Origin of the sequence: Mesorhizobium sp. SARCC-RB16n, assembly GCF_008520305.1 — a bacterium.
In the GTDB taxonomy this organism is placed as follows: domain Bacteria; phylum Pseudomonadota; class Alphaproteobacteria; order Rhizobiales; family Rhizobiaceae; genus Mesorhizobium.
In genome coordinates, this window is record NZ_ML703284.1 from 93,995 (window position 1) to 106,706 (window position 12,712).

Genomic DNA, 12,712 nt, shown 5'->3' on the forward strand with positions numbered 1-12,712 from the left:
CTGAAAGCGTCGGTGGACCCAAAATACGCCCTCCTCCGGATGAACGGAATTGTCGAAGCTTCTTGAGTAGGTATACAAGAATGCATGGACAAGAATCCAAGCTGGGAACTGTATAGGTCATTTCTGGCGGTCCTGCGCGAGGGGAGCCTCTCGGGTGCCGCGCGCTCCCTCAACCTCACCCAGCCAACCGTCGGTCGGCACATCCGTGAGTTGGAGGCCACTCTCGGTATGCCGCTTTTCACGCGCGCCCAAGATGGGCTGAGGCCGACCGCGGCGTCCGTCATTGCGCAGCCGCACGCCTTGGCCATGGCCGCCGCCGCCGAAACGTTGCAGAGAGCGGTTTCGAGCAAAGCGGGCCAGCCCCGCACAGTCGTCCGCCTCGCGGCCTCCGAGATCGTTGCGACGGAGATTCTTCCGCCAATTCTTACTGAATTGGAGCGAAGCCAGTCGGGATTGGTCGTCGAGATCTCCGCTTCTGACCGGCTGGAAGACCTATTGCGGCGGGATTGCGATATCGCCATTCGCATGGTGAGGCCGACACAGGCCGATCTCGTCGCGCGCAAGGTGGGTCAGGCTCGGCTGGGATTCCATGCTCACATGGACTACTTGGAAAAGAACGGCAAACCCGCCAATTTACGCGAGCTGAACCGGCATTGCCTGGTGGGCTTTGATCATGAGACCTCTGCTGTCCGAGCCGTGCATCGGCTCGGTCTGCAATTGAGGCGGGACGACTTTACACTGCGGTCCGACAGCGCTCTTCTTCAGTTGGCGGCCATTAGGGCGGGATTCGGAATTGGAATCTGCCAACGCGCGGCAGTGCGCGAGGACGCCCGACTAGTGCATCTCCTACCTGAAGAATTTTCACCGAGCCTCGACGTCTGGGTCACGATGCATCAGGACTTGCGCAATAGTGCGCCCATGAGATCAATGTTCGACCATTTGGTAGAAGCGTTGAAACTTGTCTACGGGTCATGATGAACTTGACGCAATGCTTCGAAACTCACCCCCGCATCTTACGCTGGCGCCACGCATCCAGCGTTTCGTCGATGATGCGTTCGGGCACGTGATCGAGTTCGAAGACGGCGTCGATATCGAGCACGTCGAGGAGATCGAGGAAGCCCGCCGGCGTCGCGCCGTGGCGCAACCGGGCGGCGTCCTTGGCGGTGGTGATCAGGCCAAGGCTTTCGGACCGCGCCGTCGCGACCAGTTCGGCCAGTTCGTCCTCGGCGTAGAAGTGATGGTCCGGAAAGGGCCTGGACAAGACCACTTCGCCACCGGCCCCACGCACCGTGTCGAAGAACTTTTCGGGATGGCCGATGCCGGCAAAGGCCAGAAACCGCTTTCCGGCGAGCCCTGCCTTGCTGCTCGGCTCAGTATGCGCCTCGAAGATCGCGCGGCCGGCACGCGCTGCCTGACGGACCACCGTGTCCGCGGCCGTGCCCTCGCCCATCTTCAGCAGGCCGCTGGTGAAGACCAGCTGGTCGACGATCCTGGCCCTGAGCGGACCGCCCGGAATGACGCGGCCGTTGCCGATCCCATAGCGGGCATCGACGACCACCAGCGCATAGTCGATGTGAATGCGCGCACTCTGGAAGCCGTCGTCCATGATCAGGAAATCGCAACCGTGTCTTTCCAGCAGCAGCCGGGCGCCGGCGGCACGATTGGGCGTCACCGCCACCGGAGCATGTTCGGCCAGCAGCAGCGGTTCGTCGCCGACATGTCTAGCGCTGTCATGGCTGACATCGACGACATGCGGCTCGGCAAAGGAGCCGCCATGGCCGCGCGACAGGAAGCCGGGCTTCAGCTGCATGCGCTTGGCCTGTTGGGCGAGCGCGATCGCCACCGGTGTCTTGCCGGTGCCGCCAACAGTGAAATTGCCGACGCACAGAACCGGCGCCTGGATCTTCTCGCGCCGGGCTCGCCGCATGCCGCGACCGGCGACCAGCGCGTAGACAGCCGACAGCGGCGATAGCGCCAGGACTTTCCAGTCCGGCTCTTCCCACCAGAATGGTGGTGCTTCCGAGGCCACGTCAGCGCCCGTTGGCGCCCTTCAGGCGCGCCTTGACCACCAGCGGCTGGATATAGGGTTCGAGCGATTTGAGCGTGCGTGCCAGCGCGCCGCGCATCTCATCGACAGTCGCGATCCCCGCCGCCATCATCTCGTGGCGCGCCACTTCATTGGTCAGGAGGAAATTGACAGCGCCAGCCAGCATGTCGCGGTCGCGCACCAGCTTGGCGCCGCCGCTATCGAGCAGGCGCTGATAGGCCTCGCGAAAATTCTGCACGTTGCGCCCGGCGAGAACGGCGGTGTCGAGCATGGCCGGCTCGAGCGGATTCTGGCCGCCTTCGGAGGTCAGCGAGCGGCCGACGAAAGCGATTTCGGTCAAGCGGAGATACAAGCCCATTTCGCCGATCGTATCGCCAAGCAGGATATCGGTGTCGGGCCCGATACGGTCGCCCTTGCTACGCCGCGCAACTGTCAGCCCCATTCCGGAAATCTCCCCGGCAAGGGCTTCGGCCCGATCGGGATGGCGCGGAACGACGATCGTCAAAAGGCCGTGGTGACGCTTGTGCAACGTCGCATGGACTTCCGCCGCGACCACTTCCTCGCCATCATGGGTCGAGATCGCCGCCCAAGTCGGGCGACCGCCGATCTGCCGCTGCAAACTGCCAAGCGCGCGATCGTCGACCGGCGGCGGATTGGTGTCGACCTTGAGATTGCCCGACACCGTGACCGGTCGGGCGCCGAGCGCGCGAAAACGCTCGCCGTCGACATCGGACTGGGCAACGACATGGGCCAGGTTCTCGAACAGCGCCTCGGCGATGTTGGCCCGCTTCTTCCACGACGTGAAGGAGCGATCGGAGAGCCTGCCATTGACCAGCACCTGCGGCACGCGGCGTGCACCGAGTTCGAGGATGGTCATCGGCCAGATCTCGGATTCGGCGATGATCGCCAGATCGGGTTTCCAGTGATCGAGAAAGCGGCTGACCGCCGGCTTCAGATCGAGCGGCACATATTGGTGGATGATGCGATCACCGAGCCGCTCGTCGACGACCTGGGCAGAGGTCACCGTGCCGGTTGTCAGCACGATGTTGACGCCGTAGTCGAGGATGCTTTCGACCAGCGGCACGACGGCCAAGGTCTCGCCGACGCTCGCCGCATGGATCCAGATCACCGGTCCCTCGGGGCGCGGCCGGCCGGCGACGCCATAGCGCTCGCGGCGGCGGTTGCGGTCTTCCTTGCCGCGCGAGGTGCGCCAGGCGACGTAGGGCCCGACCAGCGGGTAGGCAACGGCGCCGGCAAAACGGTATGCCGACAACATGGTACGCGCCCAGCGGCCGCTCACCGCGAACCATCCACGAGACGGTACGCCTCGGCGGTCGCGGCGTTGAGGGCAGCCGTCACTTCCTGGCGCTTGCGCTCCATTTCGGCATCGTCGGCATCCGCCGCCACAAAGATCGGCGTGCCGATGGTCACCGCGGAGCGGCCGAAGGGCAGGTTGATGGTGGTCTTGTCCCAGCTCTTTTCCAACACCTTGCGGCGGCTGGTGGCGATGGCGACGGGCAGCAGCGGCCGGCCGGAGAGGCGTGCCAAAAGAACGATACCGAGCCCTGCATCGCGCGGGGTACCGTGAGGAATGTCTGCGATCATGGCGACGTTCTTGCCTGCGGTGAGCGACTTTTTGAGGGCTATGAGCGCCTTGGCCCCGCCCTTGTCCAGGTGCCTGGCATTGTCGCGTCCTCCCGACCCGCGCACCGCCTCGATGCCGAATTTCTCCAGCATCAGCGCGTTGAGTTCGGCATCGGCGCTGCGCGACACCATGGCGACCAGAGGCTTGCGCTTGGGGTAGTAGGCCGGCGTCAAAAGATGCTGGCCATGCCACAGAGCAATGATCCCGGGCTCGAACTCGGCATAGGCGCCGCCCGAAAAGCGCGCCGATCCGGCGACCAGCGGGCTGGTCAGGCGAACCAGCCGCACGAACTGCGCGAGCAGGCTGGCGATGGCGTTCTTGACGAATCGGGACTGCGCGAGCGGTTCGCGTATCCTGCGCCAGAAGGCCTTGGTCGTGCGGCTGCCGCCCCTGCCGGTGGGCGCGGCATTGCTGGCTGGCTCTTTCGCCAGATCATGCTCCATCGAAGTCAACCGGCGGCCTTGCTATCGGGATCCAGCAGACGGTGCAGATGAACGACGAAATAACGCATATGGGCATTGTCCACGCTGGCTTGCGCCTTGGCTTTCCACGCGGTGTGCGCGGATTGATAGTCAGGATAGACGCCGACGATGTCGAGCGCGTCGAGATCCCGGAACTCGGTACCGCCGAGCTTCTTGAGTTCGCCGCCGAACACCAGATGCAAAAGCTGTTTCTTTCCGTCTTCCGCGGCCATGTCGGTCCTTCACATATCGTGAGTTTGTGACAGGTCTAGACCAAAGCCGCAGACTTTGGAACCGTCGAAAACGCTTTCAGCCATCCAGCCCGGCGATGACATCGACGAGCACCGCCAACAGGTCCCCGCTGCCGGCCGCGAGCGCGCCGTGGCGGATCACCTCGCCGGCATAGAGCGGGGCGCGGCCATTGGGGTCGAGCAGCTGGCCGCCCGCCTCGCGCAGGATGAGATCGGCGGCGGCGATATCCCAGTCATGCGCGTTCGGCTTGACGAACGTTGCGTCGAGCGTCCCGTTGGCGATCATCGCCAGGCGGTAGGCGAGCGAGGGGATGTAGGGTGCCCGCTGCAGCCGCTTCTGCCAGCCGGCAGGCACCAGGTCGATCAACTGCTTCAATCCTGAAATTTCAGCCTTGTCCCCAGGCTTGCGCACCGCGATGCGCTTGTCGTTGCGGAAGGCGCCCTGGCCGGGCAGCGCCCAGTAAGTCTCATCCATCGCCGGACATTCGAGCACGCCGGCGAGCGTGCGGCCATTCTCGACGACGGCAACGCTGACGCACCATGTCCTCTGGCCTTCGAGGAAGCCGCGCGTGCCGTCGATCGGGTCGACAACGAAGGTACGGCGCGCCGAAAGCCGCACCGGATCGTCGGCCGTCTCTTCCGACAGCCAGCCATAATCCGGCCGCGCCGCAAGCAGCGTCTGCCGCAGATACGCATCGGCGGCATGATCGGCTTCGCTGACCGGCGAAGTGCCGCCCTTCATCCAGACTTGGGGACTGTTGCCGAAGTAGCGCATGGCGATGAGACCCGCCTCGCGGGCGGCGTCGCGCAGCAGCGGCAGGTCCAGATCGGCACTGGCAATGATCAGGTCATGCTCCGGCAAGGGTCATGCCTTCGATCAGGAGCGTCGGGGCGGCGGTGCCGAAATTGCGGTCGAGGTCATTCGCCGGCACCATGTTGAGGAACATCGCCTTCAGGTTCGAGGCGATGGTCACCTCGGCGACCGGATAGGCGAGCGCCCCATTTTCGATCCAGAAGCCGGAGGCGCCGCGGCTGTATTCGCCGGTGAGCATGTCAACGCCCTGGCCAAACACCTCGGTGACGTAGAAGCCGGACTTGAGCGAGCCGATCAGGTCTTCCGGCGAGCGCTCGCCCGCCTCGATGGCGAGGTTCGTCGACGACGGCGAGACGGAGGAGCCGCCACGCGTGCCGCGACCGTTGGTGACGAGGCCGAGTTCCCGGGCCACCGATGTCGACAGGAACCAGTGGTTGAGGACACCCTTTTCAATCATCAGGAGCTTCTCGCCCTCGACGCCCTCGCCATCGAATGGGCGTGAGGCCTGGCCACGGCGCCGCAGCGGCTCGTCGGTGACTGTGATGCCGGCAGCGGCCACCTGCTTGCCCATCATGTCGCGCAGGAACGAGGTCTTGCGTGCGACGGAAGCGCCGTTGATGGCGCCGGCGATGTGGCCGGCAATGCCGCGCGCGACGCGCGGATCGAACACCACGTCGACCGGTCCGGTCGCCGCCTTGCGCGCGCCAAGGCGGCGCACGGCCCGTTCGCCGGCCATGCGGCCAATATCCTCGGGCGCGTCGAGATCGGCAAAATGCTGGCGCGAGGAGTATTCATAGTCGCGCTCCATGCCGATTCCCTCGCCGGCTATCACGCTGGCCGAGCGCGAAAAGCGCGAGGCGACATACTGGCCGAGAAAGCCGTGCGAGGTGGCCAGAACCAGCCCGCCCAGCCCGGCGCTGGCATTGGCGCCTGACGAATTGGTCACGCCCTTGACGGCAAGAGCCGCCGCTTCGGCCGCAAGGGCTGCTTCCTTCAACTGGTCGGCCGACACTTCCGTCGCGTCGAACAGGTCCAGATCGCGCGTCTGCCTGGCGAGCAGCGCAGGGTCGGCAAGACCCTGGTAGGGATCCTCTGGAGACACCTTGGCCATGGCGACGGCTCGCTCGGCAAGCGCCTTCGGATCGGACGCGGCGGTGGCCGATACGCTGGCCACACGCTGGCCGACGAAGACCCGCAGCGAAACGTCGTCGCCCTCGGACGCCTCGGTGTTTTCGACCTTGCCAAGCCGCACCGAAACGCCGGTCGAGCGGCCACGCACCGCGACGGCGTCCGCGGCATCGGCGCCGGCGCGTTTCGCGGCCTCGACCAGGGCCGCGACGCGGTCCGTCAATTTCGCGGCGTCGAGCTTGTCGGTCATGCACTTGATCCTGTTTCTTCAGCCTGTCCGGAAGGCAGGTGCTGCCGCACCATCTATTGTTCCAATGCCGCTTGTGCAATGGCAGAAGGGCAATCAGGATGCCGCGACCAAATCGCCATCGAAGCGCCCGCAAAGAGCGGACGCCGCAGCTTTTGCCTATCTGGAGCCCTCGCCATGACGCCTTTCCATCTTGCCTTCCCGGTTCGTGATCTCGATGAAACCCGAACTTTCTATGGCGATGTGCTGGGCTGCGCGATCGGCCGCTCGTCGGCAACCTGGGTCGATTTCGACCTTTATGGCCATCAGATGTCGGCGCATCTGCGGCCGCAGGCCGCGCAAGCCGCCAGCGACGGCAAGGTCGACGGTATCACCGTGCCGATCCCGCATTTTGGCGCTGTGCTCTTGATGGACGACTGGCAGCGCCTGGCGGACCGGCTGGAAGCACGCGACGACATAGACTGGCTGGAGCGGCCAATGGTCCGTTTCACGGGCGAGCCCGGCGAACAGGCGACATTGTTCATCCGCGACCCCTCGGGCAACGCCCTGGAATTCAAGGGTTTTCGCTCACTGGAGCAGGTTTTCGCGCATTGAATGAGGTCTGGCCTCATTCAAGATGCCGCGACCGGCGTCCAGATCACATCCTCGATCTTCTGCGCACCCGTCGCCAGCATCACCAGCCGGTCGAAGCCAAGCGCGATGCCGCTGGCCTGCGGCATGACGGCAAGGGCGGCGAGAAAATCCTCGTCCAGCGGGTAGCGCTCGCCATAGATGCGCTCTTTCTCGTCCATCTCGATGATGAAGCGCCGGCGCTGCTCGGCCGCGTCGGTCAACTCGCCAAAGCCGTTGGCGAGCTCGACGCCGCAGCAATAGAGCTCGAAACGTTCGGCGACGCGGGGATCCCCGGGACTCGGCCGGGCAAGTGCCGCCTCGGCGACCGGATATTCGCACAGGATGGTCGCCCGCCCCTGCCCAAGGAACGGCTCGACCTTTTCCACCATCACGCGGCTGAACAAATCCGCCCAGTTGTCATCAGGCGCTGTGCGCAGGCCGGCCTGGACCAGTGCGGCGTGAAGCGCGTCCCGGTCCGTGCCGCCGTCGACGGCGACCGTGGCCAGCAGGTCGATGCCGGCATGGCGGCTGAAGGCGTCCGCCACGGTCAACCGCTCCGGTTCGGCGAACGGATCGCAGTCGCGGCCCCGGAAGGAAAAGTGCGTGGCCCCTGCCCGCGTCGCGGCCAGCGCCAGCAGATCGGCGCAGTCGCGCATCAGGCTTTCATAGGTCTCGCCCACCCGATACCATTCGAGCATGGTGAATTCGGGATGATGCAGGGGACCGCGTTCACGGTTGCGGTAGACCGGACCCAGACTGAAAATGCGCGGTTCTCCCGCGGCAAGCAGTTTCTTGCAGGCAAATTCCGGCGAGGTATGGAGATAAAGCGGCGAGCGGACGCCATCCGGCCCTACCGCTTCCGTGGCGAAAGCCGCCAGATGCGCCTCGTTGCCGGGCGAGATCTGCAGCGCGGCCGTCTCCACCTCGATGAAATCGTTGCCGGCGAACCAGTCGCGCAAGGCGGCCGTCAGCCCGTTGCGCAGCAGCAGGCGCGGACGGCGGTCGGCGTGGACATGCGGCGTCCACCAGGGCGACGCGGCGGTCATGAGCGGAAAGGCATGCCGGTGCGCCCCATGTCAGTTCGCTCCGCCCCAGTTCGCCCCAGCCAGTTCGCATTGGGGGGCTGGCGGTTCGCGCCAAGATGCGCTAGGCCCCCATCCAGCGCCGCACAAGCCGGCAAACGCCAGTCAACTCTCGCAGGATTTAAAACCGTGGTGAAAGTCATCGCCAGTTCGCTCCGCAAAGGCAATGTCGTCGACAAGGACGGCAAGCTTTATGTGATCCTCTTTGCCGAAAACATCCACCCAGGCAAGGGCACGCCCGTAACGCAGCTCGACATGCGGCGCATCGGCGACGGGGTGAAGGTGTCGGAGCGCTACCGCACCACCGAACAGGTGGAGCGCGCCTATGTCGAGGAGCGCGAGCACACCTTCCTCTACGCCGACGGCGAAGGCTATCACTTCATGAACCCGGAAACCTACGACCAGGTGGCGGTGTCCGAAGCCGTGGTCGGCGACGCGGCGCCCTATCTGAAGGAAGGAATGCCGGTCCAAGTCTCCCAGTTCAACGGCATCGCGATCGCCCTGGTGCTGCCGCAGCGCGCCACCTTCGAAGTGGTCGATACGGAGCCGACGACCAAGGGCCAGACGGCGTCGTCCTCCTATAAACCGGCCGTGCTTTCCAATGGCGTGCGCACCACCGTGCCGCCGCACATCGCGCCTGGCACCCGCGTTGTGGTGATGACGGCCGACGGGTCCTATGTGGAGCGGGCGAAGGACTGAGGGCAAGCCTTCGCAGTCTTGCTGGCGGAATCTCTGACAGCGATCACGTCTTGGCTGGTGTTTTTGTTCTTTTCGCTTTGTCCTTGGCGGAGCGCTGTTCAACTGCGGCCTCCACCTCCCGCTTCAGCCGATCCTTGATTTCAACCGTCTCGTTCATCAAGGCGTCGATCTTCAGGAAATCGAGCACCCGGTATTTCGACACTGCCGGACGGACCAATATGTCGGGCTGGCATTGTTTCAGCTTGTTGGCGATGATCGACTGCATCATCAGCTGCGTGGCGCCGAACATCAGGTCGACTGAGGTGGGCTGCTTGCGGTCGGCCTCTTCGGGCGCGCCGACCACGTCGACGCCGATGATGATGTCGGCATCCTTCTCGATCAGATCGAACGGCACGGGGTTGTAGATGCCGCCGTCGATCAGCAGCCTGCCGTCGCGCGTCACCGGGCGGAAGACGGCGGGGATGGCGGCCGAAGCGGCAAGGGCCGAGTGCAGGTCGCCGTCGTCGAAGACAGCGAGCTTGTGGCCGAAATAGTCCGTCGCCGTCACCTTCAGCGGGATTTTCAGCTCGGCGAAGGTCTCGGGGATGGCCTCGGGCAAGAACGCCTTGAGGATGCGCTCGACATTGAACTGGCTAACGCGGATGCCATTTTGCATGGCTTCCGCGATCGTGCCTGGCCGCGCCCGCCACATGCGGCTCGCAACCTCGGCGCGCCGGCCAAGGATCGAGCGGGCATAATCGTGAATGTCCTTGCCGGTCATGCCGGAGGCCATGCCGGCGCCCATGATAGCGCCAATCGACGAACCGGCTATCGCCACCGGCTTGATTCCGAGTTCGTTAAGCGCCTCGATGACATGGATATGCGCCAGGCCACGCGCGCCGCCGCCGCCGAAAGCTATGCCGAAAGTCGGGCTCATCCCTTGCCGGCTCCCGCCAGCGGCGGTCCCACCACCATGATGGTCGGTTCGGCCGTCAGCAGCTTCTTCGCCGCGGCCTTGACCTGATCAAGCGTCACCGCGTTGATATAGCCGGCCCGGCGCTGCATGTAGTCGATGCCGAGATCGTCGAGCTGCAGCTCGACCAGCGTCGCGGCGATGGAAACCGACGAATCCAGATTGTTGATCGCATAGGCGCCGATCAGATATTTCTTGGTCGCCGCCAGTTCGGCCTCGGTCGGGCCGTCCTGCGCCAACCGCTTGACGACGTCGCGCACGATGCCGAGGGTCTCGGCGGCGCGGTCGGAACGCGTTCCGGTGGTGACGATCAGCGCGTCGGCGTGGTCCTGGTTTACCAGCGAGGAATTGACGCTGTAGGCAAGCCCGCGCTTTTCGCGCACCTCCTGGAACAGGCGCGAGGTGAAGGTGCCGCCGCCAAGGATTTCGTTCATCAGCGCGGCGGGGAAGAAATCCACCGCCGTGCGCTTCACGCCCGGCCAGGCGAGCTGCAGCGAGGTCTGCGGCAGGTCGTAATTGACCTCGATATGCTGCGCCAGCTTGGGCTCGATATCGGCGACGGTGGCGAGCGCCTGGTTTGGCGGCAGGTCACCGAACACCATGTCGAGCTTCTTCTTCAGCGTCTCGGCGTCGATGGCGCCGACCACGGCGACATGCAGGCCGCCGCGCGCAAACACCGCCTTGTGCAGGGCCCTGAGATCGGCCTGCGTGATGGCGGCGATGCTCTGTCTGGTGCCCTGATCGGAGCGCGAATAGGGATGGTCGCCATAGACGGCGCGCGCCCACCGGTTCTGCGCCACCGTGTCTGGATCGTTCTCGTTGGCGATGATGCCGGACAGGACCTGGGCGCGAATGCGGTCGATCGGCGCCTCGTCGAAGCGCGGCTCGTTGACCGCCAGCCGCAACAGGTCGAAGGCTTCGTCACGCTGTTCAGCCAGCATGCGCATGGAGCCGTAGATGCCGTCGCGGGTCTCCTCGAAGCTCATCTCGGCGCCGGCATCGTCGAGCTTGATCTGGAAGGCTTCCGAATCGAGCGGGCCAGCGCCCTCGTCGAACAGGCCGGTCATCAGATTGGCCAGCCCTTCCTTGCCCGGCGGATCCTGTGTCGAACCACCACCGAAGACGAAACGGATGGCGACAACCGGCACGGAATAGTCCTGGACCAGCCAGGCCGTGACACCCTTCGGCGAGGTGACGGACTGGATCTCCATGGCGCGGGCGGCAAGCGCCGGCAGGATCAGGAAGAGAATGGAGAGGAGCAGGGTTGCGATGGCGTGCAGGGCCTTCCCTTCTCCCACAACAAGGGGAGAAGGGGGAGCCTGGCGGGGAGAAGTCAACGCGCCGCTAAACTGGTTCGTCATCATCAATTCCCCGCCTGTTGCTGCGGCAAGAGATAGCCGGTCGTCGAACGGGCCAGCACCAAATAGCGCGCGGCAACGGCCTTGACCTCGTCGGTCGTGACCTTGCGGATGCGGTCCGGCCATTGCTGCACGTCCTGCACATTGCCGCCGGTGGCGAGCGTCGAGCCATAGATGTTGGCCATGGAGTCCTGCTTGTCGCGGGCAAAGATCATCGACCTGACATAGCGGTCCTTGGCTTTCTCGAGCTCGTCGGGGGTCACGCCGTCGCTCACGATGCGCGCCACCTCGGCATCGACCGCGGCTTCGACATCGGCCAGCTTGGCGTCGCCGCGCGGCGCGCCATAGACGGTGAAATTGGTGTCGTCGAGCATGGTGCCCTGGAAGTACGCGCCGGCGCTGGAAGCGATGCCCTGCTTGACGACAAGCGCCTGGTAAAGCCGGCTGCGGTTGCCGCCGCCAAGGATCTCGGCCAGCAGGTCGAGCGCTTCGGCTTCGCCGGGCTTGGCGGTGTGGTAGGAGGGCACGACCCATTGCGTCGAGAAACTCGGCACGCTGACGCGGGCATCGGAGAGCGTGACGGTGCGCTTGGTGTTCTGATCCGGTTCGACCGGGCGGACGCGCGGCGGCAGATCCGGCCCGCGGGCCACCTTGCCGTAGGTCTTCTCGGCCAGCGCCTTCACCGTTTCCGGTTCGACATCGCCGGCCACGATCAGCACGGCGTTGTTGGGCCGGTAGTATTTGTTATAGAAGGCGACGGCGTCGGTGCGGTTCAGTTGCTCCATCTCCTGCATCCAGCCAATGACCGGAATGCGATAGGGCTGGTTCTGCCACAGCGTGGCATCGACCTCCTCGTCAAGCACGGCTTGCGGATTGTTGTCGATGCGAGAGCGGCGCTCCTCCAGGATCACATCGCGCTCGGTCTTGATGACGTCATCGGTGAGGATGAGGTTGCGCATGCGGTCGGCCTCGAAGCTCATCATCAGTTCGAGCGCGGACGGCGCCACCGTCTCGTGGAAAGCCGTGTAGTCGTAGGAGGTGAAGGCGTTGTTGGAGCCGCCAATGTCGGAGACGGCGCGGTCGAACTCGCCGGCTTCATGATGGGCGGTCGCCTTGAACATCAGATGTTCGAAGAAATGAGCGATGCCGGATTTGCCCGGAGGCTCGTCGGCACTGCCGATCTTGTACCAGACCATATGGGTGACGATCGGCGCGCGATGGTCGGGAATGACCACCACTTCCATACCGTTGTCGAGCAGGAAATCCGTCACCTTGAACTCGGCCGGCACTGTGTCAGGCAATACGGGGCTGTCCGCCAGGACAGGGTCGGTCATGAACAGCGACGTCGCCAGCAGCGTTGCCCTCAGCCACTCAGTCCTGGATGTCATCGATGGCTCCGGTTCATGCAGCGACGAT

Annotated in this window: 13 protein-coding genes; 3 read left to right on the plus strand and 10 right to left on the minus strand. The window is 64.7% G+C overall.

Going from position 1 to position 12,712, the window contains the following annotated elements; translation table 11 throughout:
• Window positions 1–84: 84 nt before the first annotated feature.
• Window positions 85–975 carry a LysR family transcriptional regulator gene (locus tag C7I87_RS26805; protein WP_149907051.1) on the plus strand — a complete coding sequence of 297 codons (891 nt, stop codon included), beginning with the start codon at window positions 85–87 and terminating at the stop codon, window positions 973–975.
• Between the two features lie 25 nt (window positions 976–1,000).
• On the opposite strand, the gene lpxK is transcribed toward C7I87_RS26805, so the two are convergent.
• The 6 genes from lpxK to C7I87_RS26835 all read right to left on the minus strand — a co-directional run bounded on the left by lpxK (window position 1,001) and on the right by C7I87_RS26835 (window position 6,596).
• A complete protein-coding gene (lpxK, locus tag C7I87_RS26810; protein WP_149907052.1) occupies window positions 1,001–2,029 on the minus strand; it encodes a tetraacyldisaccharide 4'-kinase in 1,029 nt (342 codons plus the stop codon).
• A gap of 1 nt (window position 2,030) precedes the next feature.
• Window positions 2,031–3,347 (minus strand): lipid IV(A) 3-deoxy-D-manno-octulosonic acid transferase, encoded by a 1,317-nt coding sequence (gene waaA, locus C7I87_RS26815; RefSeq protein WP_149907053.1) that lies wholly within the window; start codon window positions 3,345–3,347, stop codon window positions 2,031–2,033.
• On the minus strand, window positions 3,344–4,135 hold the full coding sequence (locus tag C7I87_RS26820) for a lysophospholipid acyltransferase family protein (protein WP_149907054.1): 792 nt from the start codon (window positions 4,133–4,135) through the stop codon (window positions 3,344–3,346). The genes waaA and C7I87_RS26820 overlap by 4 nt, the downstream gene beginning before the upstream one ends.
• A 5-nt stretch (window positions 4,136–4,140) precedes the next feature.
• Window positions 4,141–4,386 carry a DUF4170 domain-containing protein gene (locus C7I87_RS26825; protein WP_015318348.1) on the minus strand — a complete coding sequence of 82 codons (246 nt, stop codon included), beginning with the start codon at window positions 4,384–4,386 and terminating at the stop codon, window positions 4,141–4,143.
• Window positions 4,387–4,462: 76 nt separating this feature from the next.
• Complete coding sequence (locus C7I87_RS26830) at window positions 4,463–5,266, minus strand: 3'(2'),5'-bisphosphate nucleotidase CysQ (RefSeq protein WP_149907055.1); 804 nt, start codon at window positions 5,264–5,266, stop codon at window positions 4,463–4,465.
• On the minus strand, window positions 5,253–6,596 hold the full coding sequence (locus C7I87_RS26835) for a TldD/PmbA family protein (protein ID WP_149907056.1): 1,344 nt from the start codon (window positions 6,594–6,596) through the stop codon (window positions 5,253–5,255). The genes C7I87_RS26830 and C7I87_RS26835 overlap by 14 nt, the downstream gene beginning before the upstream one ends.
• Before the next feature lie 174 nt (window positions 6,597–6,770).
• Between C7I87_RS26835 and C7I87_RS26840 the strand changes: the two genes are divergently transcribed.
• A complete protein-coding gene (locus C7I87_RS26840) occupies window positions 6,771–7,187 on the plus strand; it encodes a VOC family protein (protein WP_149907057.1) in 417 nt (138 codons plus the stop codon).
• A gap of 17 nt (window positions 7,188–7,204) precedes the next feature.
• Here the strand turns inward: C7I87_RS26840 and epmA are convergent, their stop codons facing one another.
• Complete coding sequence (epmA, locus tag C7I87_RS26845) at window positions 7,205–8,251, minus strand: EF-P lysine aminoacylase EpmA (protein WP_149907058.1); 1,047 nt, start codon at window positions 8,249–8,251, stop codon at window positions 7,205–7,207.
• A 165-nt stretch (window positions 8,252–8,416) separates the two neighbouring features.
• Here epmA and efp point away from each other — a divergent pair, with 165 nt between their 5' ends.
• Complete coding sequence (gene efp / locus C7I87_RS26850; RefSeq protein ID WP_140808992.1) at window positions 8,417–8,986, plus strand: elongation factor P; 570 nt, start codon at window positions 8,417–8,419, stop codon at window positions 8,984–8,986.
• Window positions 8,987–9,029: 43 nt separating this feature from the next.
• Here efp and C7I87_RS26855 read toward each other — a convergent pair whose 3' ends face one another.
• From C7I87_RS26855 to C7I87_RS26865, 3 genes are read right to left on the minus strand one after another with little or no spacing between them, the layout of a single operon-like run.
• Window positions 9,030–9,902, minus strand: coding sequence for a patatin-like phospholipase family protein (locus tag C7I87_RS26855; RefSeq protein WP_149907059.1), 873 nt, complete (start codon window positions 9,900–9,902; stop codon window positions 9,030–9,032).
• Window positions 9,899–11,299 carry a M16 family metallopeptidase gene (locus C7I87_RS26860; protein ID WP_188394007.1) on the minus strand — a complete coding sequence of 467 codons (1,401 nt, stop codon included), beginning with the start codon at window positions 11,297–11,299 and terminating at the stop codon, window positions 9,899–9,901. Before C7I87_RS26860 ends, C7I87_RS26855 begins: the two co-directional genes overlap by 4 nt.
• Before the next feature lie 2 nt (window positions 11,300–11,301).
• Window positions 11,302–12,684 (minus strand): M16 family metallopeptidase, encoded by a 1,383-nt coding sequence (locus C7I87_RS26865; RefSeq protein ID WP_149907061.1) that lies wholly within the window; start codon window positions 12,682–12,684, stop codon window positions 11,302–11,304.
• Window positions 12,685–12,712: the final 28 nt, after the last annotated feature.

What these genes read in the sequence shown, in the direction of transcription:
- C7I87_RS26820 (WP_149907054.1), bottom strand. Translation starts at nt 4,135, where the DNA reads ATGGAGCATGATCTGGCGAAAGAGCCAGCCAGCAATGCCGCGCCCACC.
- C7I87_RS26825 (WP_015318348.1), bottom strand. Translation starts at nt 4,386, where the DNA reads ATGGCCGCGGAAGACGGAAAGAAACAGCTTTTGCATCTGGTGTTCGGC.
- C7I87_RS26860 (WP_188394007.1), bottom strand. Translation starts at nt 11,299, where the DNA reads ATGACGAACCAGTTTAGCGGCGCGTTGACTTCTCCCCGCCAGGCTCCC.
- C7I87_RS26865 (WP_149907061.1), bottom strand. Translation starts at nt 12,684, where the DNA reads ATGACATCCAGGACTGAGTGGCTGAGGGCAACGCTGCTGGCGACGTCG.
- epmA (WP_149907058.1), bottom strand. Translation starts at nt 8,251, where the DNA reads ATGACCGCCGCGTCGCCCTGGTGGACGCCGCATGTCCACGCCGACCGC.
- C7I87_RS26835 (WP_149907056.1), bottom strand. Translation starts at nt 6,596, where the DNA reads ATGACCGACAAGCTCGACGCCGCGAAATTGACGGACCGCGTCGCGGCC.
- C7I87_RS26855 (WP_149907059.1), bottom strand. Translation starts at nt 9,902, where the DNA reads ATGAGCCCGACTTTCGGCATAGCTTTCGGCGGCGGCGGCGCGCGTGGC.
- C7I87_RS26840 (WP_149907057.1), top strand. Translation starts at nt 6,771, where the DNA reads ATGACGCCTTTCCATCTTGCCTTCCCGGTTCGTGATCTCGATGAAACC.
- C7I87_RS26805 (WP_149907051.1), top strand. Translation starts at nt 85, where the DNA reads ATGGACAAGAATCCAAGCTGGGAACTGTATAGGTCATTTCTGGCGGTC.